General features: G+C 71.0%; 24 protein-coding genes and 1 riboswitch. Of the genes, 17 read left to right on the plus strand and 7 right to left on the minus strand.

Going from position 1 to position 25,758, the window contains the following annotated elements:
- The first annotated feature begins 265 nt into the window (after nucleotides 1-265).
- The 9 genes from NRK68_RS23880 to NRK68_RS23920 all read left to right on the plus strand — a co-directional run bounded on the left by NRK68_RS23880 (nucleotide 266) and on the right by NRK68_RS23920 (nucleotide 10,923).
- The gene (locus NRK68_RS23880) at nucleotides 266-1,486 is read left to right on the plus strand and encodes a L,D-transpeptidase (RefSeq protein WP_257857911.1); all 1,221 of its coding nucleotides are present in this window, start codon (nucleotides 266-268) and stop codon (nucleotides 1,484-1,486) included.
- Nucleotides 1,487-1,653: 167 nt separating this feature from the next.
- Complete coding sequence (locus NRK68_RS23885; protein ID WP_257856667.1) at nucleotides 1,654-3,861, plus strand: choice-of-anchor A family protein; 2,208 nt, start codon at nucleotides 1,654-1,656, stop codon at nucleotides 3,859-3,861.
- Nucleotides 3,862-3,892: 31 nt separating this feature from the next.
- Nucleotides 3,893-4,744 carry an MSCRAMM family protein gene (locus NRK68_RS23890; protein WP_257856668.1) on the plus strand — a complete coding sequence of 284 codons (852 nt, stop codon included), beginning with the start codon at nucleotides 3,893-3,895 and terminating at the stop codon, nucleotides 4,742-4,744.
- A gap of 97 nt (nucleotides 4,745-4,841) precedes the next feature.
- The gene (locus NRK68_RS23895) at nucleotides 4,842-5,549 is read left to right on the plus strand and encodes a L,D-transpeptidase family protein (RefSeq protein WP_257856669.1); all 708 of its coding nucleotides are present in this window, start codon (nucleotides 4,842-4,844) and stop codon (nucleotides 5,547-5,549) included.
- Nucleotides 5,550-5,672: 123 nt separating this feature from the next.
- Entirely contained in the window at nucleotides 5,673-6,914 is a 1,242-nt protein-coding gene (locus NRK68_RS23900; protein WP_183067403.1) for a L,D-transpeptidase, read from the plus strand.
- Nucleotides 6,915-7,041: 127 nt separating this feature from the next.
- Nucleotides 7,042-7,809: an enoyl-CoA hydratase/isomerase family protein gene (locus NRK68_RS23905; protein ID WP_046776226.1), complete on the plus strand. Its 768-nt coding sequence runs from the start codon at nucleotides 7,042-7,044 to the stop codon at nucleotides 7,807-7,809.
- A gap of 244 nt (nucleotides 7,810-8,053) precedes the next feature.
- Nucleotides 8,054-8,566, plus strand: a complete 513-nt coding sequence (locus NRK68_RS23910) for an ATP-binding protein (protein ID WP_183067404.1) — start codon at nucleotides 8,054-8,056, stop codon at nucleotides 8,564-8,566.
- A 363-nt stretch (nucleotides 8,567-8,929) separates the two neighbouring features.
- The gene (locus tag NRK68_RS23915; protein ID WP_373023641.1) at nucleotides 8,930-9,739 is read left to right on the plus strand and encodes a polysaccharide deacetylase family protein; all 810 of its coding nucleotides are present in this window, start codon (nucleotides 8,930-8,932) and stop codon (nucleotides 9,737-9,739) included.
- Nucleotides 9,736-10,923 (plus strand): YncE family protein, encoded by a 1,188-nt coding sequence (locus NRK68_RS23920; protein ID WP_183067405.1) that lies wholly within the window; start codon nucleotides 9,736-9,738, stop codon nucleotides 10,921-10,923. Before NRK68_RS23915 ends, NRK68_RS23920 begins: the two co-directional genes overlap by 4 nt.
- A 15-nt stretch (nucleotides 10,924-10,938) precedes the next feature.
- On the opposite strand, the gene NRK68_RS23925 is transcribed toward NRK68_RS23920, so the two are convergent.
- A protein-coding gene (locus tag NRK68_RS23925) for an IS5 family transposase (RefSeq protein WP_373023642.1) occupies nucleotides 10,939-11,870 on the minus strand; the annotation gives its coding sequence in 2 pieces (ribosomal slippage) (nucleotides 10,939-11,490 and nucleotides 11,493-11,870; 930 coding nt in all).
- 154 nt (nucleotides 11,871-12,024) lie between these two features.
- Here NRK68_RS23925 and NRK68_RS23930 point away from each other — a divergent pair.
- Nucleotides 12,025-12,237 carry an EF-hand domain-containing protein gene (locus tag NRK68_RS23930; protein ID WP_183067406.1) on the plus strand — a complete coding sequence of 71 codons (213 nt, stop codon included), beginning with the start codon at nucleotides 12,025-12,027 and terminating at the stop codon, nucleotides 12,235-12,237.
- A 49-nt stretch (nucleotides 12,238-12,286) separates the two neighbouring features.
- Here the strand turns inward: NRK68_RS23930 and NRK68_RS23935 are convergent, their stop codons facing one another.
- Nucleotides 12,287-12,844 (minus strand): PadR family transcriptional regulator, encoded by a 558-nt coding sequence (locus tag NRK68_RS23935; RefSeq protein WP_183067407.1) that lies wholly within the window; start codon nucleotides 12,842-12,844, stop codon nucleotides 12,287-12,289.
- Nucleotides 12,845-12,956: 112 nt separating this feature from the next.
- Here NRK68_RS23935 and NRK68_RS23940 point away from each other — a divergent pair, with 112 nt between their 5' ends.
- The gene (locus NRK68_RS23940; RefSeq protein WP_183067408.1) at nucleotides 12,957-13,688 is read left to right on the plus strand and encodes a flavodoxin family protein; all 732 of its coding nucleotides are present in this window, start codon (nucleotides 12,957-12,959) and stop codon (nucleotides 13,686-13,688) included.
- A gap of 58 nt (nucleotides 13,689-13,746) precedes the next feature.
- The gene (locus NRK68_RS23945; protein ID WP_257856671.1) at nucleotides 13,747-14,391 is read left to right on the plus strand and encodes a dihydrofolate reductase family protein; all 645 of its coding nucleotides are present in this window, start codon (nucleotides 13,747-13,749) and stop codon (nucleotides 14,389-14,391) included.
- 41 nt (nucleotides 14,392-14,432) lie between these two features.
- Here NRK68_RS23945 and NRK68_RS23950 read toward each other — a convergent pair whose 3' ends face one another.
- The 5 genes from NRK68_RS23950 to gcvT form a co-directional block, all read right to left on the minus strand.
- A complete protein-coding gene (locus NRK68_RS23950; protein WP_183067410.1) occupies nucleotides 14,433-14,933 on the minus strand; it encodes an AMIN-like domain-containing (lipo)protein in 501 nt (166 codons plus the stop codon).
- A gap of 140 nt (nucleotides 14,934-15,073) precedes the next feature.
- Nucleotides 15,074-16,456, minus strand: a complete 1,383-nt coding sequence (locus NRK68_RS23955; protein WP_030846770.1) for an L-serine ammonia-lyase — start codon at nucleotides 16,454-16,456, stop codon at nucleotides 15,074-15,076.
- A gap of 267 nt (nucleotides 16,457-16,723) precedes the next feature.
- A complete protein-coding gene (gene glyA / locus NRK68_RS23960; RefSeq protein ID WP_183067411.1) occupies nucleotides 16,724-17,980 on the minus strand; it encodes a serine hydroxymethyltransferase in 1,257 nt (418 codons plus the stop codon).
- Between the two features lie 15 nt (nucleotides 17,981-17,995).
- Complete coding sequence (gcvH, locus tag NRK68_RS23965; RefSeq protein WP_030846773.1) at nucleotides 17,996-18,376, minus strand: glycine cleavage system protein GcvH; 381 nt, start codon at nucleotides 18,374-18,376, stop codon at nucleotides 17,996-17,998.
- Between the two features lie 103 nt (nucleotides 18,377-18,479).
- On the minus strand, nucleotides 18,480-19,595 hold the full coding sequence (gene gcvT / locus NRK68_RS23970; RefSeq protein ID WP_030961310.1) for a glycine cleavage system aminomethyltransferase GcvT: 1,116 nt from the start codon (nucleotides 19,593-19,595) through the stop codon (nucleotides 18,480-18,482).
- 171 nt (nucleotides 19,596-19,766) lie between these two features.
- Nucleotides 19,767-19,870: riboswitch (glycine riboswitch) on the minus strand.
- A gap of 205 nt (nucleotides 19,871-20,075) precedes the next feature.
- Here gcvT and NRK68_RS23975 point away from each other — a divergent pair.
- The 5 genes from NRK68_RS23975 to NRK68_RS23995 all read left to right on the plus strand — a co-directional run bounded on the left by NRK68_RS23975 (nucleotide 20,076) and on the right by NRK68_RS23995 (nucleotide 25,727).
- A complete protein-coding gene (locus NRK68_RS23975) occupies nucleotides 20,076-20,732 on the plus strand; it encodes an AAA family ATPase (protein WP_183067412.1) in 657 nt (218 codons plus the stop codon).
- A 112-nt stretch (nucleotides 20,733-20,844) separates the two neighbouring features.
- Entirely contained in the window at nucleotides 20,845-21,579 is a 735-nt protein-coding gene (locus tag NRK68_RS23980; protein ID WP_257856673.1) for an enhanced serine sensitivity protein SseB, read from the plus strand.
- Nucleotides 21,580-21,673: 94 nt separating this feature from the next.
- Complete coding sequence (locus NRK68_RS23985; RefSeq protein ID WP_183067414.1) at nucleotides 21,674-22,414, plus strand: enhanced serine sensitivity protein SseB C-terminal domain-containing protein; 741 nt, start codon at nucleotides 21,674-21,676, stop codon at nucleotides 22,412-22,414.
- Nucleotides 22,415-22,878: 464 nt separating this feature from the next.
- Nucleotides 22,879-23,874, plus strand: a complete 996-nt coding sequence (locus NRK68_RS23990; RefSeq protein WP_183067415.1) for an ABC transporter permease — start codon at nucleotides 22,879-22,881, stop codon at nucleotides 23,872-23,874.
- 74 nt (nucleotides 23,875-23,948) lie between these two features.
- Nucleotides 23,949-25,727, plus strand: coding sequence for an ABC transporter substrate-binding protein (locus tag NRK68_RS23995; protein ID WP_183067416.1), 1,779 nt, complete (start codon nucleotides 23,949-23,951; stop codon nucleotides 25,725-25,727).
- Nucleotides 25,728-25,758 lie beyond the last annotated feature (31 nt).

Genomic DNA, 25,758 nt, shown 5'->3' on the forward strand with positions numbered 1-25,758 from the left:
CGGGCGCGGCCTGCCCGCTCCGTACCACCGCGACGACGTCGCTGACGGCTTCCACCGCCTCCTGCTCGGCTGCGCTCGACACTGCCCGCCTCCACGGCTCCTCGGTACCGGCGGGGGAAGGGGAGTGTCTGGCCCCGGCGTCCCGGCCCGGGCCCGCCCCCGTCTGGTCCTTCCCACTGTTCTGCCCGGACAGTTCTGCCCGGAACGTGGCCCGCGCTCACGTTTCCCCCGGAGGGGCCCGGTCGTTGGAGGGATCGTGACACTTCTGACGAGGCGGGCAGGGGCGGGTCTGGCCGCCGTGGCGGTGTGGGCGGGCCTGCTGGGCGGGCTGGCCGGCTGCACCCAGGACGGCAAGTCGCCCGTCGAGATCCAGCTCCCCGGCAGAGTCCGCTCGCCGGACGAGGCCATCCGCATCACCCCCGACGACAACGCCAAGGACGTCCCGGCCGACGGGCGGCTGACGGTCACCGTGCCCGAAGGGCGGCTGGAACGGGTCGTGGTGACCAAGGTCGAGGACGCGCAAGCGGAGGAGGTCCCCGGCGCCATCGCCCCCGACGGGCTCAGCTGGAGTCCCACCCCGCAGGCGGGCCGGCTCGCCCTCGCCGCCAGGTACACCGTGGACGCCGTCGCCCTCGACGGGCACAACCGCCGCCAGGCCCGCCGCACCACCTTCACCACCTACGTCCCCGAAGAGCGGTTCATCGGCTACTTCAAGCCCGAGAACCGCTCCACCGTCGGCACCGGCATGATCGTCTCCTTCAGGTTCAGCCGCGCCATCGAACGCCGCGCCGACGTGGAGCGCGCCATCCGGATCACCGCGGAGCCGGCGGTGGAGATCGCCGCCCACTGGTTCGGCAAGGAACGCCTCGACTTCCGGCCCAAGCAGTACTGGAAGCCCGGGACCAAGGTCACCGTGCGGATGGCCCTGCGCGACGTCGAGGGCGCGCCCGGCTCGTACGGGATCCAGTCCAAGACCGTCACCTTCACCGTCGGGCGCTCCCAGATCTCCACCGTGGACGCGGCCGCCCACACCATGGAGGTCCGCCGGGACGGGGAACTGCTGTCGACCGTGCCGATCAGCGCCGGAGCGCCCAAGACCACCACCTACAACGGGAAGATGGTGGTGATGGAGCTCTTCGACGTCACCCGGATGAACGGCCAGACCGTGGGCTTCGGCGGCGAGTACGACATCCCCGACGTCCCCCACGCCATGCGGCTGACCTCCTCCGGGACCTTCCTGCACGGGAACTACTGGTCCAGCCCCGACACCTTCGGCAGCACCAACGTGAGCCACGGCTGCGTGGGCCTGCGCGACGACAAGGGCGGCGGCTCCGACACCCCGGCGGGCTGGTTCTTCGACCGGACCCTGATCGGCGACGTGATCGAGGTCGTCAACTCGCAGGACAAGGTGGTCGCCGCGGACAACGGGCTCGGCGGCTGGAACATGTCCTGGGCGGACTGGGTGGCCGGCTCCGCCCTCGCCTGAACGGCCCACGAGCCCCCCACAAGAGTGATTCGTGTGATCGGAATGCCGTAGCGGAGAGTGTCCGCGCACCGCACCGCCGACCCCTGCCCCCAGCCTGTCAGAGCGCATCGGAGCACAACAGCGCGCACCAGGGCACATCGGGCAGCAGGGGAAGCGGACGGAGCGTCATGGCAGCAAGGAACTGGACCCTCGGGCTCGCGGTCGGCGCCGTGCTGGCCGCCGCGGCCCCCACGGCCGTCGCCGCCGGTCCCGGCGCCGACCGGCCGGTGGCGGCGGCCCGGGCGCCGCTGCCCGACGGGCTGGGTCCCTGCGTTCCGGGCCGCTGCCCGGACCCGTACCCGCCGGTCAACAGCGACGGCGTGCTGCGCGGCCGGGACAACGGCATCAACATCTTCGCCGGCGGCGACTTCCGGGTCCGCGGACGGGCCTCCGAGGCCGAGGGCCGCCTCGTCGTCCTCGGCGACTTCGACCAGGACAAGGCGGCCGGCGGCGACAGCCGCTACAACGTCGGGATCGTCGGTGCCGGATCGCTCGTACCGCCGCCCGACGGGGCCGATTTCGTCACCACCGGCGCTGACGTCACCGTCGCCCCCGGAGAACGGCTGCTCGCCGACGGCGGCGTGGTCCGGCACGCGGGCAGCGTCACCGGGACGGTCTCCGGCCGCCTGGTCCCCGACCCCGCCGCCGTGACCCCGTACGCCGGACTGCGCGACCGGCTCAGCGCCGCCAGCCAGTGCTACGCCCGGGTCGGCGGACAGCTCCGCCCGGCCACCGGCACCGTCGCCGACCGGGGCTACGAGACCCTCTTCACCGGCGACGGCACCTCCGAGCTCCAGGTCTTCAACGTGGACGCGGACATGGTCGGCAACGGCGGCGGCATGCAGGGCATCCGCTTCGACCGGATCCCGGCCGGGGCCACCGTCCTGGTCAACGTCCTGGGCACCGACCGCACCATCAACACCTACAGCGGCGGCCTCCAGGACACCGACCCGCTGAACGCCTACCGCGACCGGCTGCTGTGGAACTTCCCCGACGCCACCACCGTACGGCTGACCGGAGGCGGCCAGTTTCAGGGCAGCTTCCTGATGGGGCAGCAGAGCTCCGAGACCACCATCACCCTGCCCGGCATCAACGGCCGTTTCTTCACCACCGGCTCCGTCACCCACGGCAGCGAGACCGTCGGGGGCGGCGGCCAGGAATTCCACGCCTACCCCTTCAACGGCGACCTGCCCGACTGCGCCGGCCCGGCCCCGGTGACGGGCTCGGTATCCGTCCTCAAGCGGGACGCCGGGACGGGCGCGCCGCTCGCGGGAGCCCGGTTCGAGCTGTGGCGGGAGAGCAACGGCACGGCGGGCCTCCAGCCCACCGGCCCGGATGCCGACACCCTGGTCAGCCGGTGCACCACACCGGCGAGCGGCCTGTGCGAGGAGACCACCGGGCTCGGCACGTACTACTGGCGCGAGACCCAGGCGCCCCCCGGGTACGAGCTGCCCGCCCAGCCCGTGCGCGAGCTGACCCTGACCGCCCGGAACGCGCAGACCGGAGTCCGGTACGAGGCGGACAACCGGCGCAGCCCCGAACCGCCGGAAGGCGCCCGGGTGGTGCTGCGCAAGACGGACGCGGCGACCGGCGCGGCACTGCCCGGCGCGGAGTTCGAACTGTGGCGGGAGAGCAACGGCACCCCCGGCCTCCAGACCGCCACCCCGGGCGCTGACACCCGGCTGGACGGCGCCTGCGTCACCGACGCCCGGGGCACCTGCACGGTGGAACTCCCGGTCGGACAGACGTACTACTGGCGGGAGACCGCGGTCCCGGCCGGATACGAACCGCCGGCCGACCCGGTCACGCGCTTCGACCTGATCCGGGGCGACGTGACGGACGGCATCGTCGTCACCGTTCCGAACACGAGCAGCGAGCGGTACGAGGGCTTCATCCGGGTCCTGAAGCAGGACGCCAAGACCGGGCGGCCGCTGCGCGGCGCGGTGTTCGAGGCATGGCAGGAGACCAACGGCACCGCGGGCCTGCAGACGCGCGGCATCAACGCCGACCGCAGGGCCGCCGACGGCTGCGCCACCGACCGCGGCGGGGTCTGCGACTTCGGCCCGTTCCCCGTGGGCTCGTACTACCTGGTCGAGACGGCCGTGCCCGAAGGCTACGTGCTGCCCGCGGACCGGGTCACCGGACCACTGGTGCTGGACGCCACCACCCCGGACCGCCGGCTCGTGGTCACGCTCCGGAACGAGCGCGACAGCCACGGCAAGGGCAAGGGCGACCACGGAAAGGGCGACCACGGCCACGGCAAGGGCGACGGCGGGCACCACCAGAAGCCGAAGCACCCCGGGCACCCGAAGGACGCCCGGGGACCCCGGGCCTGACCCCTGGCCCAAAAACGACGGACGGAGCGGCATGAAAGCCAGGACGACCACGGCGTGGCTCATCGGCCCCGCCGCCGCGGCGGTGCTCGCCACGGCGGCCCCGGCCCTTGCCGCGCCGCCCGCGGCACCGGCCGGCACCGCCGAGGTGGTGCTGCGCAGCACCGATCTGGACACCGGGGCACCCCTCTCCGGGGCCCGGTTCGAGCTGTGGCGCGAGACCAACGACCTGGCCGGGCTCCAGAGCACCGGTCAGGGCGCCGACCGGAAGGTGGCGCACGGCTGCGTGACCGACGCGAAGGGCCTGTGCACCATGGCGCCGCCGACCGGCGAGACGTACTACGCGGTGCAGGTCGCCGTCCCGGCCGGCTACGAACCGCCGGACGAACCCTTCACCGGTTTCGACTTCGGCGAGGACGCCGCCCGGAAGGGGCTCGTCGTCAACGTCCCGAACCGGCGCCGGGACGCGGCGTACGGCGGCGGGGTCCGGGTCCGGTCGAAGGACGGGAAGACCGGTGCCCCGCTGCCCGGCGCGGTGTTCGAACTGTGGCGGGAGACCGACGGCATCACCGGCCTGCAGACCGCGGGCACCGCCGCCGACCAGCGTGTCCGGCCCGGCTGTGCCACCGACGCCGACGGCACTTGCGACTTCGAAGGGCTCGCCGACGGCGCGTACTTCCTGGTCACCAAGGACGTCCCCGAGGGCTACGTGATGCCGAAGCAGCCGGTGGCCGGCCCCTGGCGGCTGGACGCCGCGTCCGGGCGCCGGCTCCTGCTCACCGTCCCCACCCGACGTGCCGAGCGGATCCCCGAGGTGGGCGGGGACCAGGGCCGCCGCGACGGTCGCGGGCCCCGGTCCGCCCGCGCCGGTGCGCCGCCGGAGTGACCTCCTCACCCCGGCGGCGCAGCAGCGCGAGCCGTACCCCGGCCGCACGGGTTGGCTGGGCTGTGACCGTTGTGCTCACAGACCCGAGGAGGCCGGCATGGCCGTACGTCAGGGGACCGGCCCGATAGCGCGGGTGGCCGTACTCGGCGCCCTGCTCGCACTGGCGGGCACCCACCCGTCCCCGGCGGTGGCCGCGCCGGCGGAACCGGAGAGCGCCTGCGTGGCGGGCACCGGCCCCTACCAGCGGGAGCTGGAGGACCACGTGGGCCGGCCGGTCGACGGGGTGCAGTCCGCCGCGGACTGCTACGCGGTCCGCGCCTTCCAGCGCGCGAACGGCGTCAGCCCCGCCGACGGCTACCCGGGCGTCGCCACCTACCGCACGATGCTCGTCGTCCAGGCCCGCCCCGACCCCAACGCCGCGGGCGACTGCCCCGAGCGCGACCACCGCGTCACATGCATCGACCTCGACCGCCAGCTGCTGTGGGTGCAGCGGGGGAGCCGGGTCGTCTTCCCGCCCGTGCCCATCCGCACCGGCCGCGACTACCAGGAGACCCGGACCGGCTGGCACGACGTGTACTGGCGCAACAAGGACCACGTCTCCACGCTGTACGGCACGCGCATGCCGCACGCCCAGTTCTTCGACGGCGGCCAGGCCTTGCACGGTTCCCCCGGTTCCCTCTACGGAACCGGCGGTTCCGCAGGCTGCGTCAACCTCACCGAACCGGACGCGAAGCGCCTGTGGGACCTGCTCACCGAGGGCGACGCCGTCTACGTCTGGGGCGTCAAGCCGGGCACGGAGGACTGACCCGCAAGCCGCCACGGCCCCTTCGCGGCAGTTGGGACGGAACGGTGACAAGACCGTGGCTCATCGTGATCCTCCCGTGTGATTTCCTGTCGACATGCGCGCGACTGTCCGCGCGCGGGGGACATGGGGAGAACACGAGTGAACCTGCAGCCGATACGCGGCCGCGCCCGCACCGGCCTGCCGGCCCTTCTGCTGGGAGCGGCCCTGCTGTTCACCACCGCCTGCGGCGGCGGTGGCGGCGGCAACAGCAACGGCAGCGGCAGCGACAACGCCGGGGGCGGCGGCAAGACCGGCACCGAGGCCTCGAAGGCCGTCGTCAACGTCAAGCCCGACGACGGCGCCAAGGAGGTCGCCACCAGCGGCGTCCTGAAGATCACGAGCACCGGCGGCAAGCTCAGCACGGTGACCGTCGCCGACACCAAGGGCAACGCGGTCGAGGGCAAGCTCTCCGCCGACGGCGCAAGCTGGGAGCCGGCCCGCCACCTGGCCTCGGCCACCGAGTACAAGGTGCACGCGGTCGCCAAGGACGAGGCCGGCCGGGAGTCCGCCAAGGACACCAGCTTCACGACCCTGACCCCGACCAACACCTTCGTGGGCCACTACACGCCCGAGGACGGCTCGACCGTCGGCGTGGGCATGCCGGTCTCGATCAACTTCACCCGTGGCATCACCAACCCCGAGGCCGTCGAGAAGGCCATCACCGTGACCGCCGAGCCGGCCGTGCCGATCGAGGGCCACTGGTTCGGCAACGACCGCCTCGACTTCCGCCCCGAGAACTACTGGGCAGCGGGCACCAAGGTCACCGTCAAGCTCGCCCTCGACGGAGTGGAGGGCCGCCCCGGCGTGTACGGCAAGCAGACCCGCACCGTCACCTTCACCATCGGCCGGTCCCAGGTCTCCACGGTCGACGCGGCCGCGCACACCATGCAGGTCGTCCGTGACGGCCAGGTCCTCAAGGACGTCCCGATCACCGCGGGCGCCCCGTCGACCACGACCTACAACGGCCAGATGGTCATCAGCGAGAAGTACAAGGTCACGCGGATGAACGGCGCGACCGTCGGTTTCGGGGGCGAGTACGACATCTCCGACGTCCCGCACGCCATGCGCCTGTCGCAGTCGGGCACCTTCGTGCACGGCAACTACTGGGCCTCCGCGGGCACCTTCGGCTCGGCGAACGTCAGCCACGGCTGCATCGGACTCAAGGACGTCCGCGGCGCCGGTGACTCCAAGCAGCCCGCCGCCTGGTTCTTCGACGAGTCGCTGATCGGTGACGTGGTCGTCGTGAAGAACTCCAAGGACAAGCAGATCGCCCCGGACAACGGGCTCAACGGCTGGAACATGCCGTGGGCGGAGTGGATCAAGTAACCGTCGCGCGTACGCCCCGTACGTGATCCGGGTGGCCCGGTGCTGTGACCCACGGCACCGGGCCACTTCACGTGCTGTGCCTGTCCCGGGGAGACCCCCGGACCCCCCGGGCCCTAACCTGACCCGTATGACCATCTCTCTCGAAGTCTCCGAAGGCGTCGGCACCATCCGCCTGGACCGGCCGCCCATGAACGCCCTGGACATCGCCACCCAGGACCGGCTGCGCGAGCTCGCGGTGGAGGCGACCGACCGGGCGGACGTCCGCGCGGTCGTCATCTACGGCGGCGAGAAGGTGTTCGCGGCGGGCGCGGACATCAAGGAGATGCAGACGATGGACCACGCGGCGATGGTCGTCCGGTCCCGTGCGCTGCAGGACGCCTTCACCGCCGTCGCCCGCATCCCCAAGCCCGTCGTCGCCGCGATCACCGGCTATGCGCTGGGCGGTGGTTGTGAGCTCGCGCTGTGCGCCGACTACCGGATCGCCGCCGACAACGCCAAGCTCGGCCAGCCCGAGATCCTGCTCGGCCTGATCCCCGGCGCCGGCGGTACCCAGCGGCTGTCCCGGCTGGTCGGCCCCTCGCGGGCCAAGGACCTGATCTTCACCGGCCGGATGGTCAAGGCCGACGAGGCGTTCACCCTGGGCCTGGTCGACCGGGTGGTGCCCGCGGCCGAGGTGTACGAGCAGGCGCACGCCTGGGCGGCCCGGCTCGCGCAGGGTCCGGCGATCGCGCTGCGCGCCGCGAAGGAGTGCGTGGACGCGGGTCTGGAGGCCGACATCGACACCGGGCTCACCATCGAACGCAACTGGTTCGCGGGCCTGTTCGCCACCGAGGACCGTGAGATCGGCATGCGCAGCTTCGTCGAAGAGGGCCCGGGCAAGGCGAAGTTCGTCTGAGCCGTGGGCGGGCGGTCCTCCCTGGGGGTGGATTAGCCAGGCCTTAAGGCAGCCTTAAGCGCAAGGGGTGATCAACTCCGTGTGATCGCTCCCGTGCGGTGCGTCACGCCAGGTCAGGTCCGGTTTTCAGGCCCCCTTGTTGCCTCCCGCATATGACAGGACACCCCCTTGGATTGGTTGAATCCGGGGGGTGTTTTCCTGTGGAACGGCCCGGAGGGGCGGGCCGGCCGTCCATGATGGGTGCATGGCGGGCCTGGAGGGTGTGGAACAGCCGCGGCAACGCGGTGGTGCTTCGGCGGTACGGATCACGGCGGCCGTCGAGGAGGAACAGGGCCTCAAGGCGCTGGAGTTGTACGGCAACCCGGCCGAGGCCGAAGTGACCTTGCCGTCCATGCCCGAGTCGGCCGGTACCGCGCGGCGGCTCACCCAGTGCGTGGTGATCCGGCTCTGGGGCCTCTCGCCGCAGATCTCCGAGCACGCCGTCCTACTGGTCTCGGAACTCGTCGGCAACGCGGTCCGCCACACCGGCGCCCGCTCCTTCGGCTTACGCATGCTGCGGCGGCGGGGCTGGATCCGGGTGGAGGTGCGCGATCCCTCGCGCGGGCTGCCCTGTCTGATGCCGGTCCACGAGCTGGACACCACGGGCCGCGGCCTCTTCCTCGTCGACAAGCTCTCCGACCGATGGGGCGCCGATCTGCTGCCCCGGGGGAAGATCACCTGGTTCGAGATGCGGGTCGCCGACCGCCAGAACGCCTGAAGCCCCCGGTTCGCCGTGTGGGGCGGGGCGGGGGCTTCATGGGAGTGCCGAGGATCGAAGGGGGTGTGATCCTCGGCCCGGCGACTTCGCTCGGGTCAATGGGAAGTCGTGCTTTCGACTATGACAGACGAGGGCTCGAACGCCAAAAGTCCCTACTTGGACATAAGTGTGCAAATCCCAAGACTTTCTAGCTAAATCCTAGGTGAGGTGGGCCACTCACCTCACAATCCATGAATAACTATCGACTGCTCTGAGTAAATCCTTGATCACGTGGTGAATGGGTGCCCGGTCGGGCTCGGTCGATGAACGTCCCGAAATGGGTCAATCATTACCTTCCGGGCCATCCGCCTCTTAAATGGGCAAGTGCTCTCACATCCAGGCCGCCGCGCGGCCCTGCGTGCGGCTCTGCGCGCGGCCGGACTCGGTGCGGCCGGCGCCGCGACCGCCGGACTCACCGCCGGGTGCGGCCCGGGTCGCCACCCCTCCGGGACCACCTCCCCGCCCCCCGGTCCGGCCCGCCCCGCCGAGCCCGCCCGGGCGGCACCGGCCGCCCCGCGCCGGTTCGCCGGGCAGCCCGTCGAGATCGGCCACGGCCCCCGCGACCGCGACCGGGTCGCCCTCACCTTCCACGGCAACGGCGATCCCGCCCTCGCCCGCGCGGCGCTGGCCGCGGCCGAGAAGGGCGGCGCGCGGGTCACCGTGCTGGCGATCGGCGCCTGGCTCGACGCCCACCCGGACATGGCCCGCCGGATCCTCGACGGCGGTCACGAACTCGGCAACCACACCCAGCGCCACCTCGCGATCAACGACATGACCGAGACGGAGGCCTACGCCGAGATCACCGGCTGCGCCCAGCGCCTCAAGCGGCTCACCGGCTCCATCGGCACCTGGTTCCGGCCCTCCCGTACGCAGTACGCGACACCGCTCGTCCGGAAACTGGCCCAGCGGGCCGGCTACCCGCACGTGCTCTCGTACGACGTCGACTCCCTCGACTTCACCTCGCCCGGCGCCGCGGCCGTCCTCCGCACCGTCACCGGGACGATCCGGCCCGGATCCGTGGTGAGCCTGCACTTCGGCTACGCGGACACGGTCGACGCGATGCCTTCCCTCCTCGCAGAACTCGCGCGCCGCAAGCTGCGCGCGGTGACCACCACGGAGCTGCTGACGCCATGAAGACCACCCGCCTGACCCGGAATGCCGGCGTGCTGCTGGCCGGTCTGGTCCTCGCCGCCCTCTCCGGCTGCGGATCGGCAGACAGGAAATCCGCCGCGGCGCTCGGCACCGAGGGCCCGGCCGAGCCGGTCAAGGCCGTACCGGCCGCCCCGCCCGGACTGCCGGGCATGCCGCCCCTGCTGGACCCGAACGACGTCTACGCGGCGGACCGGCCGGGCAAGCTCTCCCCGGTGGTGAAGGACTTCCCGTCCCGCGTCTACGTGCCGAACACCAACTCCAACACGGTGTCCGTCATCGACCCCGCGACCTACCAGGTCATCGACACCATCCCGGTCGGGGTCCAGCCCCAGCACGTCGTGCCCTCCTGGGACCTGAAGACCCTGTGGGTCAACAACAACCGGGGCCACACGCTCACCCCGATCAACCCCGCGACCGGCGAGGCCGGCCAGCCCGTCGAGGTGCACGACCCGTACAACCTGTACTTCACGCCCAACGGCAAGTACGCGATCGTCATGGCCTCGATGGACAAGGAACTGGTCTTCCGCGACCCCCACACCATGGACCGCGTGAAGACCGTCCCGGTGACCTGCTACGGCGTCAACCACGCGGACTTCTCCGCCGACGGCCGCTACTTCATCGTCAGCTGCGAGTTCTCCGGCGAACTCCTCAAGGTGGACACCGAGCGGATGGAGGTCGTCGGCCAGCAGAAACTGCCCTTCGAGGGCGCGATGCCGCAGGACGTCAAGGTCTCCCCGGACGGCAAGACCTTCTTCGTCGCCGACATGATGGCGCACGGCATGTGGGTGCTCAGCGGCGACACCTTCGAGACCCCCAAGCTGCTGCCCACCGGCGAGGGCTGCCACGGCCTCTACGTGAGCCGCGACTCCAAGGAGATGTACGTCTCCAACCGCGGCGAGGGCACCGTCTCCGTCTACAACTTCCCGCAGAAGAAGCTCACCAAGAAGTGGACGCTGCCGGACGGCGGCAGCCCCGACATGGGCGGCGTCTCCGCCGACGGCAAGGTGCTGTGGCTGTCCGGACGCTACAACTCCGAGGTGTACGCGATCGACACCGTGACCGGCAAGCAGCTCGCCCGGATCCCGGTGGGCGGCGGCCCCCACGGCCTCGCCGTGTACCCGCAGCCCGGCCGCTACTCGCTCGGCCACACCGGGATCTTCCGCTAGGACTTGTCCGGTCGATCATGTGCGGAGCCAGATGACGAGGGCTGCGGCGGTCGCGGTTCCGAGGAAGACGTAGCCGCGCTTGTCGTAGCGGGTGGCCACGGCTCGGGAGTGCTTGAGCCGGTTGATCGCCCGTTCGACGGTGTTGCGTTTCTTGTAGCGCTCTTCGTCGAAGCCGGGTGGCCGTCCGCCGCGTGACCCTTTGCGTAGGCGGGCGGCCTGGCTGTCGGTCTTCTCCGGGATCGTGTGCCGGATGCCCCGGCGCCGCAGATATTCGCGGCACGGGCCGTTGCTGTAGGCCTTGTCCGCCGCGAGGCTGTCCGGCTTCTTCCGGGGCCTGCCCGGACCGGTCCGCGGGACGCGGATCTTCTCCAGCACGGGCGTGAACTGTGTGCAGTCCGCCCGCTGTCCGGGTGTGACGATCAGGGACAGCGGGCGGCAGCGGCCGTCCGCGCTCAGGTGGAGCTTGGTGGTGAACCCGCCGCGCGAGCGGCCCAGGCCCTCACCTCCTGCACCACCTCCACCAGGCGGGCGACCAGGCTCTGCCACGGCGTTTCGCCCTGGTGTTCTGCCGCCGCGTCCCCCTTTGAGGCAGGAGCCGGCGGTGGTTCGGTGCGGGCCCCGGCGGCGTGCTGATGTGCCCGCACGATGGTGGAGTCGACCGAGATGTCCCAGTCGATCTCCCCGGCCGCGTCGGCCTCGGCCTGGACCTGCTGGAGCAGGCGTTCCCAGGTTCCGTCGGCCGACCACAGGCGGTGGCGTTCGTAGACCGTCTTCCACGGGCCGAACCGTTCGGGCAGGTCACGCCACTGAACCCCGGTCCGCACCCGGTGCAGGATCCCGTCGATCACCTGCCGGTGATCCCGCCACCTGCCGCAACGCCTGTTACTGACCGGCAGGAACGGCCGCAGCCGTTCCCACTCGGCATCACTCAGATCTCCCCGCCCCATGTCCACATCAACGACACGACGGCGAAGTAGTCACATGATCGACCGGACAAGTCCTAGGGGGTGTCCGGCGGAGCCCCGGGACCCGGGGGGTCCCGCCCGCCCGGGGTGCCGCTACCCTGGGCCGGTCAACAAGCACCAAGAAGGGGTGGACCCAGTGGCGGACATCGAGAGCGCACGGGCTACGTTCGACAGGTTCGACGTGAACGGTGACGGCTTCATCACGGCCGACGAATACAGCGCCGCGATGCGCGCCATGGGCGACGCCCACGTCTCCCCGGCCGTCGCGGACTCCGTCGTCGCCTCCAAGGACACCAACGGCGACAACCTGCTGAGCTTCGACGAGTTCTGGGCCTCCCTGAACAAGTAGTCCCCCGGTCTGCCGCCCGGGGCCCGCGGGCCCCGGGCGGCAGAGCGCGTCAGGCCGCCGGCCCGGACCCGTCCTCCATGTCACCGACCTCGGCGAGGGCCTCCTCCAGCCAGGTCAGCCAGAACGTCTCCAGGGCGATCCCGCCGTGCAGGACGAGCCGGCGCAGCCGGTCCTCCACGGCGTCGCGCCCCGGCGGGAAGTCCTTCGCCTCGATGGCCTCGTACTGCGCCAGCTGGCGCCGGTGCAGGTCCAGATGGCGCCGCAGCTCGGGGCCGAGCCCCTGCGGCCCCACGACGCCCGCCGCCCGGATCCGCAGCAGCAGCGGATCGCGCATCGGCTTGGGGTCCTGGCTCTCCGCGACCCACCGGGCCAGCTCCGAGCCTCCCGCGGGCAACACCTCGTACTCCTTCTTCTGCCCCCGCACGGGCACCTCGCTGGGCAGCGCCCGGATCAGCCCGGCCTCCTCCAGCCGTCCCAGCTCGCGGTAGATCTGCTGGTGCGTCGCCGACCAGAAGTACCCGATCGACTTGTCGAACCGCCGGGTCAGCTCCAGCCCGGACGAGGGCTTCTCGAGCAGGGCGGTGAGGATGGCGTGCGGCAGCGACATGCCGCCATCCTAGGTTTGCGCAGACCCGGCCGGCGCGATCCCCTCCCCCCGGCCGCCCCCGTACGGGCCAGGCCCGCTGGCGTCCGCCCCGCGGGCTGCGCACGCTGGGTGCGTGGCTGCCGACGAGAACACGCCGAACCCTGCGCGCTACGCCGACCTCACGGCCCTCTACGTGAACTGCACGCTCAAACGCTCGCCCGAGACCAGCAACACCGAGGGCCTGATCGACCGGAGCCGCGCGGTCATGGACTCCGCGGGCGTCCGCACCTCCCTCGTCCGCGCCGTGGACCACGACATCGCGACGGGCGTCTGGCCGGACATGACCGAGCACGGCTGGGAGAGCGACCAGTGGCCGGTCCTCTACAGCCAGGTCATGGACGCCGACATCCTCGTCCTGTGCGGCCCCATCTGGCTCGGCGACAACAGCTCCGTGATGAAGAAGGTGATCGAGCGGCTCTACGCCTGCTCCTCCCTGCTGAACGAGCACGGCCAGTACGCCTACTACGGCCGCGTCGGCGGCGCACTGATCACCGGCAACGAGGACGGTGTCAAACACTGCGCCATGAACGTCCTCTACAGCCTCCAGCACCTCGGCTACGCGATCCCGCCGCAGGCCGACGCGGGCTGGATCGGCGAGGCGGGCCCGGGGCCGTCCTACCTCGACCCCGGCTCGGGCGGCCCCGAGAACGACTTCACCAACCGCAACACGGCCTTCATGTCCTGGAACCTCATGCACCTGGCCGCCCTGCTCAAGCGTTCCGGTGGCATCCCGGCACACGGGAACCAGCGCTCGGAGTGGGACGCCGGCTGCCGCTTCGACTTCCCCAACCCCGAGCACCGATGAGTTCTGCGCGCCCGGACGGTCTCACGGTGGACGACACGACCGGAGGAAGAGGAAGCCCGTGGAGCAGCTGCTGAGAGTCCAGAACTTCTGCGTCTCGCGCGATGGATTCGGCACCGGTGAGCACCAGAGCCTGGAGCGGCCCTTCGGGCACGCCGATCCCGGTGCCATGTTCGCGTGGGCCGGGGCCACCGCGAGCTGGCCGAACCGCACCGACCCGGGCGGCAGCCGGGGCCTGGACGACTACTTCACCCGGGACTTCACGCACAACATCGGCGCGGAGATCATGGGCCGCAACAAGTTCGGACCCCAGCGGGGGCCCTGGGCCGACCACGACTGGCGCGGCTGGTGGGGGGACGAGCCGCCGTTCCACACGCCGGTCTTCGTCATGACCCACCACCCGCGCCCCTCGTTCACGCTCTCCGACACCACCTTCCACTTCGTCGACGACGACCCGGCCGCCGTCCTCGCCACGGCCAGGGAAGCGGCGCGGGGCAAGGACGTCCGGCTCGGCGGCGGGGCCACCACCATCCGGGAGTTCCTCGACGCCGGCCTCGTCGACACCCTGCACGTGGCGGTCGCGCCCGTGGAGATCGGCTCCGGGGTGCGGCTGTGGGAATCGCCCGAGGAGCTGCTGGACCGCTTCCACCTGGAGGTCGTGCCCAGCCCGAGCGGCGTGACGCACCATCTGTTCTGGCGCCGGTGACACGGGCCGGCCCGGGGCGTACGACGCCCCGGGCCGCTGGTTCAGTGCGCGATGTCCACGACGAACCGCTCGGGCGAGTGCAGGCTGTAGGCGCGGTAGTAGGGGAGGGTGTCGAAGGCGGCGCCGAAGGTCACGTACCCCTCGTAGTCGCCGGTCATGGCGAGCCCCTTCAGCTTGCTGAGGTAGATCCTCTGCAGCTTGGGGCCGTGGTAGACGCTCTCGCCCGCGTCGTTGTGCGCGGCGGCGGGGTTGAGGCGGATCTCCAGGAAATGCTTCCCGGCCAGCGGGACGGGCTTTCCGGACCCGTCGTACACGAGCTGTGCGACGGGTGTGACGGTCACCGTGGGGGCGTACCCCTGCAGGTCGATGACGATCCGGTCGAACGTGGCGTGCCCGCCCCAGCGGGCGTTCACGACGAGCGGGGTCGGGACCTGGGTGGAGGCGAGGGAGGAGGCCGAGGCGGGCGAGGCGAACGCGAGTCCGGCGGCGAGCAGCACGCCGGAGGCCAGAGCCACGAACCGCCGAAGACGTGTGTGGATCATGATGTCCCCTCGATTCTCGAGAGACGGGGACTGATGGCACCCCCTAGGACGCCACCCCGGACCCGCCGGTTCCGCCCGCCGGGAACGCAGCGGGGGCCGGGCGTACGCCGCCCGGCCCCCGCTGCGTCACGCGTGTGCGGTCAGCACTCGATGACGTTGACCGCGAGCCCGCCGCGGGCGGTCTCCTTGTACTTGATCTTCATGTCGGCGCCGGTCTCCTTCATGGTCTTGATGACCTTGTCGAGGGAGACCTTGTGGGAGCCGTCGCCGCGCATCGCCATCTTGGCGGCGGTGACGGCCTTGACCGCGGCCATGCCGTTGCGCTCGATGCAGGGGATCTGGACCAGGCCGCCGACCGGGTCGCAGGTCAGGCCCAGGTTGTGCTCCATGCCGATCTCGGCGGCGTTCTCGACCTGCTCCGGGGTGCCGCCCAGGACCTCGGCGAGGGCGCCGGCCGCCATCGAGCAGGCCGAGCCCACCTCGCCCTGGCAGCCGACCTCGGCGCCGGAGATCGAGGCGTTCTCCTTGAACAGCATGCCGATCGCGCCCGCGGCCAGGAGGAAGCGGACCACGCCGTCCTCGTCCGCGCCCGGGACGAAGTTCATGTAGTAGTGCAGGACGGCCGGGAGGACGCCCGCCGCGCCGTTGGTGGGCGCGGTGACGACACGGCCGCCGGCCGCGTTCTCCTCGTTGACCGCCATCGCGTAGATCGTGGTCCACTCGCTGCGGTGCATCATCGGGTCGCCCTCGGTGCGCAGCTGGCGCGCCGTGGAGGCGGCGCGGCGCTTGACCCGCAGGCCGCCGGGGAGGATGCCCTCGCGGGACATGCCGCGCGAGACGCAGGACTGCATGACGCGCCAGATCTCCAGGAGGCCCTCGCGGATCTCCTCCTCCGTGCGCCAGGCCTTCTCGTTCTCCAGCATCAGGGAGGAGATCGACAGGCCGGTCTCGTTCGCGAGGCGCAGCATCTCGTCACCGGAGCGGAAGGGGTACTTCAGCACCGTGTCGTCGAGCTTGATCCGGTCCTCGCCGACCGCGTCCTCGTCCACGACGAAGCCGCCGCCGACCGAGTAGTAGGTCTTCTCCAGCAGCGGGGTGCCGGCCTCGTCGTACGCGAAGAGCGTCATGCCGTTCGCGTGGTACGGCAGGGAGCGCCGGCGGTGCAGGATCAGCTGGTTCGGCTCGTCGAAGGCGATCTCGTGGCCATCGCCTATCTCCGCGCCCAGCAGGCGCAGGCGGCCGCTCTTGCGGATGCGCTCCACCTCGTCGTCGGCGGTCTCCACGTCCACGGTGCGGGGGGAGTGGCCTTCCAGGCCCAGCAGCACCGCCTTGGGCGTGCCGTGGCCGTGGCCTGTCGCGCCGAGGGAGCCGAAGAGCTCGGCCCGCACGGAGGCCGTCTGGGCGAGCACGCCGTCCTTCTTCAGCCGCGTCACGAACATGCGGGCGGCGCGCATCGGACCGACCGTGTGGGAGGAGGAGGGACCGATGCCGATGGAGAAGAGGTCGAAGACGGAGATGGCCACGGTGGCGGACTCCCTTGTCTGCTCGTGGGGTGGGAGGGGGCAGGAGGGGGATTGTTCGGACTATGTCCGACAGACGAGCTTAACGCGGCGCGGTGAACGACCTGGCTGCCGGAAGGAGTGGGAAGCGTTACGCCGACGTGGCGGGCCGGGGCCGGAGCCGGTGGCCGCACCCCCCGGGGACCCGGGGAAAGGGGCGAAGGGGAGGGGAAAAAGGGGGAAGGGCCCGGCCCTGTGCGGTGACCAGGCCGGGCCCTTCCACGCCCACCGCTAGAGCGAGGGGTACAGCGGGAACTTCGCGGCGAGCGCCGAGACGCGCGCCTTGAGGCCCTCGGCGTCGTACGCCGGCTTCAGCGCCTGCGCGATGATCTCGGCGACCTCGGTGAAGGCCTCGGCGTCGAAACCGCGGGTGGCCAGCGCCGGCGTACCGATCCGCAGACCCGAGGTGACCATCGGCGGCCGCGGGTCGTTCGGGATGGCGTTGCGGTTGACCGTGATGCCGACCTCGTGGAGGCGGTCCTCGGCCTGCTGGCCGTCCAGCTCGGAGTTGCGCAGGTCGACCAGGACCAGGTGAACGTCGGTGCCGCCGGTGAGGACGTCCACGCCCACGGCCTTGACGTCGTCCTGGACCAGACGGGCGGCGAGGATCTTCGCGCCCTCCAGAGTGCGCTCCTGGCGCTCCTTGAACTCGGGCGAGGCCGCGACCTTGAAGGAGACGGCCTTGGCCGCGATCACGTGCTCCAGCGGACCGCCCTGCTGACCGGGGAAGACCGCGGAGTTGATCTTCTTGGCGAGTTCCTGCGTCGACAGGATGACACCGCCGCGCGGACCGCCGAGGGTCTTGTGCGTGGTGGTGGTCACGACGTGGGCGTGCGGCACCGGGTTGGGGTGCAGGCCCGCGGCGACCAGGCCGGCGAAGTGCGCCATGTCGACCATCAGGTACGCGCCGACCTCGTCCGCGATGCGGCGGAAGGCGGCGAAGTCGAGCTGGCGCGGGTAGGCGGACCAGCCCGCGACGATCAGCTGCGGCTTGGACTCCTTGGCGAGGCGCTCGACCTCGGCCATGTCCACCTCGCCGGACTCGTCCACGTGGTACGGGACCACGTTGTAGAGCTTGCCGGAGAAGTTGATCTTCATGCCGTGGGTCAGGTGACCGCCGTGGGCCAGGTTCAGGCCCATGATCGTGTCGCCCGGCTTGAGCAGCGCGAACATCGCGGCGGCGTTCGCCTGCGCACCGGAGTGCGGCTGGACGTTCGCGGCCTCGGCGCCGAACAGCGCCTTGATGCGGTCGATCGCGATCTGCTCGACCACGTCGACGTGCTCGCAGCCGCCGTAGTAGCGGCGGCCCGGGTAGCCCTCGGCGTACTTGTTGGTGAGGACCGAGCCCTGGGCCTCCATGACGGCGACCGGAGCGAAGTTCTCCGACGCGATCATCTCCAGGGTGGACTGCTGGCGCACGAGCTCCGCGTCGACGGCGGCGGCGACGTCGGGGTCGAGCTCGTGGAGAGGGGTGTTCAGTACAGACATCAGGGTCCCCTGGGGTCAGTTACCGGCGGTGAGCTTGGTGTACTCCTCGAAGGAGAGCGCGTCCTTGGGCTCCTCGGAGAGACGGACCTTGAACAGCCAGCCGCCCTCGAACGGGGCGGTGTTCACGAGCGCCGGGTCGTCGACGACGTCCTGGTTGGCCTCGACGATCTCGCCGGAGACCGGGGAGTACAGGTCGCTGACCGACTTGGTCGACTCCAGCTCGCCGCAGGTCTCGCCCTCGGTCACGGTGTCGCCGACCTCGGGGAGCTGGGCGTAGACGACGTCACCGAGCGCGTTGGCCGCGAACTCCGTGATGCCGACCGTCGCGACGCCGTCCACGACGTCCGACAGCCACTCGTGCTCCTTGGTGTAACGCAGCTTCTCGGGGTTGCTCATGGCCTGATTCTCCTGGATGCGGGGGAGTGGATACGAACTGCGGTCTTGGGTACTGAGACGGCGCCGTGCGGGTACCCGTACGGCGGACGTCGTGCGCGGAGGGTTACTTCTGCCGCTTGTAGAACGGCAGCGCCACGACCTCGTACGGCTCATGCGTACCGCGAATGTCGACGCCGACGCCGGAGGTGCCGGGCGCGGCGTGCTCCGCGTCCACGTACGCCATCGCGATCGGCTTGCCCAGCGTCGGGGACGGGGCACCCGAGGTGACCTCGCCGACGACCTCGCCGCCGAAGGTGACGGCGAAACCGGCACGCGGGACGCGGCGGCCCTCGGCGATCAGGCCGACCAGCTTGCGCGGCGCCTTGGTCGCGGCCTGCTCGGCGGCGGCCTCCAGGGCGGCGCGGCCCACGAAGTCGCCCTCCTTCTCGAACTTCACGACCCGGCCCAGACCCGCGTCGAACGGGGTCAGGGAGGTGGTCAGCTCGTGCCCGTACAGCGGCATGCCCGCTTCCAGGCGCAGGGTGTCGCGGCAGGACAGGCCGGCCGGGACCAGGCCGACGCCCTCGCCCGCCTTGGTGAGCGCCTGCCACAGCTCCACGGCGTGCTCGGGGGCGACGAACAGCTCGAAGCCGTCCTCGCCGGTGTAGCCCGTACGCGCGATCAGCGCGGGCACGCCCGCGACGGTGCCCGGCAGGCCGGCGTAGTACTTCAGGCCGTCGAGGTCGGCGTCGGTGAGCGAGGCCAGGATGCCGGGGGACTCCGGGCCCTGCACCGCGATCAGCGCGTAGGCGTCGCGGTCGTCGCGGACCTCGGTGTCGAAGCCGGCGGCACGCTCGGTCAGGGCGTCGAGGACGACCTGGGCGTTGGAGGCGTTGGCGACGACCATGTACTCGGTCTCGCCGAGGCGGTAGACGATCAGGTCGTCGAGGATCCCGCCGTCCTCCTGGCAGATGTGCGTGTAGCGGGCGCGGCCGACGCCGACGGTGGAGATGTTGCCGACCAGCGCGTAGTCCAGGGCCTTGACGGCCTCCGGGCCGGTCAGCGTGATCTCGCCCATGTGGGACAGGTCGAAGAGACCGGCCTTCGTGCGGACGGCGTTGTGCTCGTCGCGCTCGCTGGCGTATCGCAGCGGCATGTCCCAGCCCGCGAAGTCGGTCATGGTCGCACCGAGCGAGCGGTGCAGCGCATCGAGGGCGGTCAGACGGGGGGCAGTGCTCATGGGTGTGGCTCCCGGGTCCCAGGGCATCGACATGACATGACGAGGACGTTCCTCCCCATCTGTCATCGGAACCTGAGAGGTTCGCCGAGAGTTCCGCCGATCGTCCGATCGCCGGTCACCCCGACTTGCACCTTGGGTGGAGCTGCCGCGCAGCTCGCTTTTCAGATCTGCCTCATCCACGCGGTACGGGGCCTGAGAGATTCAAGGGAGGTTCTTGCTCCTTCGGCGCCCGCGCACGGCCTTGCGGCGTGCCGGGACTCTCCCGCGCGGATTCAAGCGGCCGGTATGCAGTTGGTCCAGATGGCGCACATCATTGCACGGCATGTCCGTGATCGGGGGTCGGGGTCCGAAAGTTCGTATGCCCATCCGAGCGGGCGGAGCGGAACCGGACATGCCGATTACCGTCTCTTTACACTCAGTGGGGAAGGGTCCCGGTGACCCGATTCGGGGGAGGCGAACACTGTGCGGAGATTCGGACCGGTGACGACGACGGGAACCGTGGACGCGGTGCCGGTGCAGCGGCGCGGCGCGCGTGAGCGCGGGAGGACGGCGGACGGCCTCGGCCTCGTGCGCGACCTGCGCGGCCCGGCGCTGCGCGGACCCCGGCGGCTCGGTTTCGCCGAGGGCGACATCGTCGTCGTCTCCGGGCTGCCCGGCGGCGGCAAGAGCACGCTGATCAAGCGGGCCGCGCCGGAGGGCGGGGCCGTCGACTCCCAGGACACCCGCGAGCGCTGGGAGCGCCGGATGCCCGCCGGGCTGCCGTACGCGGTCTACCGCCCGCTGGTGCGCGCCGCCCACTACTGGGGGCTGTACCGGATCCTGCGCTCCGGCGCCTCCGTGGTCGTCCACGACTGCGGCACCCAGAGCTGGGTGCGCGGCCTGCTCGCCGCGGCCGCCCGCCGCCGGGGCCGGGCGCTGCACCTCGTCCTCCTGGACAGCAGCCCCGAGGAGGCCCTGTCCGGGCAGGCGGCGCGGGGCCGCGGGGTGTCCGCCTACGCCTTCGCCCGCCACCGCGGCGCCGTCGGCCGCCTGCTGCGCGACGCCGAGGCGGGCCGCCCGCCCGCCGGCTGCGCCTCGGCGACCCTGCTGGACCGCCGCTCGGCCGCCGCCGTGACGGGAATCGGCTTCCCCGACTGACCGCGGCCGGAGCCCCGGCGGCGGCGCCCGCCCCGGGGCCGGTACCCTGCGGGGCGACACGCGCGGGAGCGCGTGTGCGGACCAGACGGCGGACCAGACAGGGGCAGGGCGGATGCAGGGCAGCGGCTGGCCGGGGAATGAGCTGGAGCAGGTGCTCGGGGCGGCGCTCGGGCAGCCGGACGCCGGCGGCCGGATCCTGGAGGTGCTCGGGCGCAGCCAGGTGTGGATCCCGCTGCCGGGCGGCGGCGGCCCGGACGCGGCCGGCCTGGACCTGCCCACCATGGACATCGGCGGGGCGGCGTACGTGCCCGTCTACAGCTCCGAGGCCCAGTTCCTCGCCTGTGCCGGGCCCGGCATGGACTTCGCGGTGGCACCGGCGGTCGAGTTCGCCCGGGGGCTGCCCCCGCAGCTCGGCATCGCGGTCAATCCGGAGGGCGCCGTCGGCGTCCCGCTGCCGCCGCCGGCCGTCGCGGAGCTCTGCCGCGCCGGGCGCAGCGCGCTCGACGGTCCCGCCACCGGCGGCCGCGTACGGCTTTTCGAGCCCGACTGGCAGGACGACCCGGTGGACTTCCTGGCCGTCGCCGGCGAGGAGTTCCGCGCCACCGGCGTCGTTGCCGCGGCCCACCGATGCCTCGCCAGTGTCGAGGGTGGGGACCCGGAACTGTTCATCGGTGTCCGACTGGTGGGATGGGAACCGCAGATGCGAGAGGCCCCGATGGAGGCGCTCGGAAGGGCCCTGGCCCGTGTTCCGGCGCCCTGGCCCGTGCAGTTGATCCTCCTCGACGCGGCCCAGGACCCGGTCACGGACTGGATTCGTGAGCGCGTACGCCCCTTCTACCTCGCGTAGGGCCGCTTAAGCTGGTTACATCTCCCGGCCGCACGCATGAGCGCCGGCGGGTGAGGCACGCGTGGAGCGACGGGCGGACGAAGAGGGGTACCGGGTGAGTGCGTCAGGCACGGCCGCGGCCGGGCAGGTCGAGCACATGATGCGCCAGGTGACCCCCGGGCGCTACGAGAGCTACGAGTCACTGCTGCACGCCCTGTCCGAGGGGCGGCTGTGGATGCTGCTGTGGCAGGGGCAGCCGGGGTCCCCGGACGCCCAGTACGGCGGCATGGAGGTCGATGGTCTGGGCTACGCGCCCTGCGTCACCTCCCCCCAGGAGCTGGCCGCGAGCGGCTGGCACCGGGGCTACGAGGTGGTCACCGGGCGGGACATCGCCCGCGCCCTCTACCCGGACCGCTGGGGCCTGTGGCTCAACCCGCACGCCCAGGGCGGCGGTCTCGGCGTCCCGTGGGCGGACCTGCGCCGGATCGCGACCGGCCTGGACCGGATGCCGGCCGGTCCGCTGCGGCTGTCCGAGCCCAGCATCGAGCTGCCCCAGTTCTACGGGCTGCTGACCCAGCACGCGCACCGCACCCCGGCCGTACGGTCGCTGCGCCGCGCCTGGGTGCAGCCGGCGCTGGGGTCCCCGTACCTCGCGGTCGGGCTGGACCTGTACGACGCCTCCGCGCCCGCGCTGGAATCCGTACGGGAGATGATGCGCCAGTCCGTCGGGGCGGTCCCCGAGGGCGTCCCGGTGTGCACCGTGGCGCTGGCGGACGAGCACGATCCCGTGGCGATGTGGCTGCGGGCGCAGACCCGCCCCTTCTACGACCGCGAGGGCCAGGCGCCGGCCTACTGAACCGGCCCGCCGGAGTGCTCCGCGGACCTGCGGGGACCTCCGGCATCACATTTCGCATAGTGAGACATCCATCTCGAAGGCCGCACCGGACCCACCGGTGCGGCCTTCGGCATATCCGCCGAATCCGCCCAAGATCCGCGTTCGAAAGGGCAGTTGGGCCGGATGTCCGTTCCGCGCCGAACATGCGGTGTTTCACCGCTCAACAGGTCTGGCGGTTCGGATAACGGAAGGTGTAGGCGCAGATCACGGTTGCGCATCACATCCCCGGGGGGTCTGGCGGGCGATTGAGAGGGCGTTGAAGACTCCCCCCACCGAAGGCCGGTCCATCTCGCAAGCACCAGCTCTTCACGTGCACTTCCGGCACATTTCTCGCCAATCGCACCACCAGCGACGCCGATTGAACCAAGCCGCCACAGCGGCGGGCATGGGCCGGCCACCGTCGGCCGAGAGGGGTCCCCACCACGATGACGGCACCACTGCACGACACCAGCGCGGCCGAGCCCGCAGCCGTGGCCGCCCCCGACGTTCCGCAGAAGGCGATCGAGGGGCGCTCGCCGTGGCAGATCGCCTGGCTGCGCCTCAAGCGCGACAAGGTCGCCCTGGCCGGCGGTGTCATCGTGCTCCTGCTGATCGTCGTCGCGATCTTCGCGCCGCTGATCGTCAAGGCCTTCGGACACCCGCCGGAGGAGCTGCACGAGGACATGCTCGACCCGCTGCTGGGCCTCCCGCTCGGCGACTGGGGCGGTATGAGCGGCGAGTTCCTGCTCGGCGTCGAGCCGGTCAACGGCCGCGACGTCTTCAGCCGGATCGTCTACGGCGCCCGGATCTCGCTGCTGGTGGCCTTCCTGTCCGCCTTCGTGGCGGTCTCGCTGGGCACCTTCTTCGGCATCGTCGCCGGCTACTTCGGCGGCTGGGTCGACGCGGCCATCAGCCGGGTCATGGACCTGCTGCTGGCCTTCCCGCAGCTGCTCTTCATCATCGCGCTGATCTCCGTCATCCCGAACAAGCTCTGGGGCTTCGAGGGTTCGGGCCTGCGCATCGCCGTCCTGGTGATGGTGATCGGCTTCTTCGGCTGGCCGTACATCGGCCGGATCGTCCGGGGCCAGACCCTCTCGCTGCGCGAGCGCGAGTACGTCGAGGCCGCGCGCAGCCTCGGCGCGGGACGCTTCTACATCCTCTTCCGCGAACTGCTCCCGAACCTGGTGGCGCCCATCACCGTCTACGCGACGCTGATGATCCCCACCAACGTGCTGACCGAGGCGGCGCTGAGCTTCCTCGGAGTCGGCGTCAAGCCGCCCACGCCGTCGTGGGGGGAGACCCTCGCCACGGCCGTGCGGACCTACGAGGACGATCCGCTCTTCATGATCTTCCCCGGCGTAGCGATCTTCATCACCGTGCTGGCCTTCAACCTCTTCGGCGACGGCGTCCGCGACGCCCTCGACCCGAAGGGCTCCCGCTAGCAACCGCAGGGCAAACCAGGAACCGGCCTCGTGCCGTACGTACACCGGAACTACAACGGAGGGTTGCGAGCATCGTGACTACCCATCGCACGTCGAAGCGCAGACTTGCCGCCGGCACGGCCGTCGTGCTCGCGGCCATGCTCACCGCGACCGCCTGTGGCGGGGGCGAGAAGAAGGACGACAAGAGCGCCGCCTCCGGCGGCGGCTTCAACGCGGGCATCGAGAAGGTCGCCAACCCGTCGGACAAGAAGGGCGGCGAGCTGAAGTTCGTCGGTACCCAGGACGCCGACTCGTGGGACCCGCAGCGCGGCTACTACGGCTTCATGTGGGACTTCTCCCGCTACTACACGCGCCAGCTGATCAGCTTCAAGCCCGGCCCCGGCAAGGAGAGCACCGAGCTCGTCCCGGACCTCGCCACCGCCAAGGCCGAGATCAGCGACGGCGGCAAGACCTACAAGTACACCCTCAAGGACAACGTGACCTGGGAGGACGGCTCGCCCGTCACCGCCCAGGACATCAAGTACGGCATCGAGCGCACCTGGGCTCAGGACGTCATCTCCGGCGGCCCGGTCTACCTCCAGCAGGTCCTCGACCCGAAGACCGAGTACCCGGGCCCGTACAAGGACACCGCTCCGGACAAGCTCGGCCTGAAGGCGATCGAGACCCCGGACGCGAAGACCATCATCTTCAAGCTCCCGACGCCCAACGGTGACTTCGAGCAGATGCTGGCGATGCCGGCGGCGAGCCCGGTCAAGCAGGACAAGGACACGGCCGCCAAGTACGGCCTCAAGCCCTTCTCCAACGGCCCGTACAAGATCGACTCGTACGAGCCGAACAAGAGCATGAAGCTCTCGCGCAACGAGAACTACAAGCCCGAGTCGGACACCATCCGCAAGGCGCTCCCGGACACCATCTCGGTCACGTTCATGGCGAACGCGGACGACATGGACAAGCGCCTGATGAACGGCGAGTTCGACCTCGACATCAACGCGACCGGCATCGGCCAGGCGGCCCGCGCCACCGCGCTGAAGGACCACAAGGGCAACCTCGACAACGGCCAGACCGGCTTCATCCGGTACGCGGTCATGCCGCAGACCGTCGCGCCGTTCGACAACATCGAGTGCCGCAAGGCCGTCATCTACGCCGCCGACAAGAAGTCGCTGCAGACCGCCCGCGGCGGCCCGCAGGCCGGTGGCGACATCGCCCCCAACATGCTCCCGCTGGGCATCAAGGGCTCGGACGCCAAGTACGACCCGTACGAGGTGCTGAAGAACGACGGCAAGCCGAACCTCGAGAAGGCCAAGGAGGCCCTCAAGGCCTGCGGCAAGGAGACCGGCTTCAAGACCACCATCGCCGTCCGCAACAACAAGCCGGTCGAGGTCGCCACGGCCGTCTCCCTCCAGAACGCCCTGAAGCAGGTCGGCATCGAGGCCGACGTCGACCAGTTCGACGGCGCCCAGACCTCCGGCATCATCGGTTCGCCGAAGGTCGTCAAGGAGAAGGGCTACGGCATCATCATCATGGGCTGGGGCGCCGACTTCCCGACCGGACAGGGCTTCTCGCAGCCGCTGGTCGACGGCCGCTTCATCCTGCAGAGCGGTAACAACAACTTCTCCGAGCTGAACGACCCGGCGATCAACACCCTGTTCGACCAGGCCATCGCGGAGACCGACCCGGCCAAGGCCGGCGACATCTACAAGCAGATGAACCAGAAGGTCTCCGAGGCCGCCGTCTACCTGCCCTTCGTCTACGACAAGACGATCACCTGGCGCAGCACCCGGCTGACGAACGCCTACACCACCGACGCCTACAACGGCCGCTACGACTACGCGTCCCTCGGTGTCGTGAAGTAACGGTCCATCAGTCCAGTTCCAGTGTTCCAGT

This window comes from Streptomyces yangpuensis (assembly GCF_024666385.1).
In the GTDB taxonomy this organism is placed as follows: domain Bacteria; phylum Actinomycetota; class Actinomycetes; order Streptomycetales; family Streptomycetaceae; genus Streptomyces; species Streptomyces yangpuensis.

What these genes read in the sequence shown, in the direction of transcription:
- NRK68_RS23885 (WP_257856667.1), top strand. Translation starts at nt 1,654, where the DNA reads ATGGCAGCAAGGAACTGGACCCTCGGGCTCGCGGTCGGCGCCGTGCTG.
- glyA (WP_183067411.1), bottom strand. Translation starts at nt 17,980, where the DNA reads ATGTCTGTACTGAACACCCCTCTCCACGAGCTCGACCCCGACGTCGCC.
- NRK68_RS23895 (WP_257856669.1), top strand. Translation starts at nt 4,842, where the DNA reads ATGGCCGTACGTCAGGGGACCGGCCCGATAGCGCGGGTGGCCGTACTC.
- gcvH (WP_030846773.1), bottom strand. Translation starts at nt 18,376, where the DNA reads ATGAGCAACCCCGAGAAGCTGCGTTACACCAAGGAGCACGAGTGGCTG.
- gcvT (WP_030961310.1), bottom strand. Translation starts at nt 19,595, where the DNA reads ATGAGCACTGCCCCCCGTCTGACCGCCCTCGATGCGCTGCACCGCTCG.
- NRK68_RS23920 (WP_183067405.1), top strand. Translation starts at nt 9,736, where the DNA reads ATGAAGACCACCCGCCTGACCCGGAATGCCGGCGTGCTGCTGGCCGGT.
- NRK68_RS23900 (WP_183067403.1), top strand. Translation starts at nt 5,673, where the DNA reads ATGGGGAGAACACGAGTGAACCTGCAGCCGATACGCGGCCGCGCCCGC.
- NRK68_RS23980 (WP_257856673.1), top strand. Translation starts at nt 20,845, where the DNA reads ATGCAGGGCAGCGGCTGGCCGGGGAATGAGCTGGAGCAGGTGCTCGGG.
- NRK68_RS23910 (WP_183067404.1), top strand. Translation starts at nt 8,054, where the DNA reads ATGGCGGGCCTGGAGGGTGTGGAACAGCCGCGGCAACGCGGTGGTGCT.
- NRK68_RS23935 (WP_183067407.1), bottom strand. Translation starts at nt 12,844, where the DNA reads ATGTCGCTGCCGCACGCCATCCTCACCGCCCTGCTCGAGAAGCCCTCG.
- NRK68_RS23890 (WP_257856668.1), top strand. Translation starts at nt 3,893, where the DNA reads ATGAAAGCCAGGACGACCACGGCGTGGCTCATCGGCCCCGCCGCCGCG.
- NRK68_RS23990 (WP_183067415.1), top strand. Translation starts at nt 22,879, where the DNA reads ATGACGGCACCACTGCACGACACCAGCGCGGCCGAGCCCGCAGCCGTG.
- NRK68_RS23905 (WP_046776226.1), top strand. Translation starts at nt 7,042, where the DNA reads ATGACCATCTCTCTCGAAGTCTCCGAAGGCGTCGGCACCATCCGCCTG.
- NRK68_RS23950 (WP_183067410.1), bottom strand. Translation starts at nt 14,933, where the DNA reads ATGATCCACACACGTCTTCGGCGGTTCGTGGCTCTGGCCTCCGGCGTG.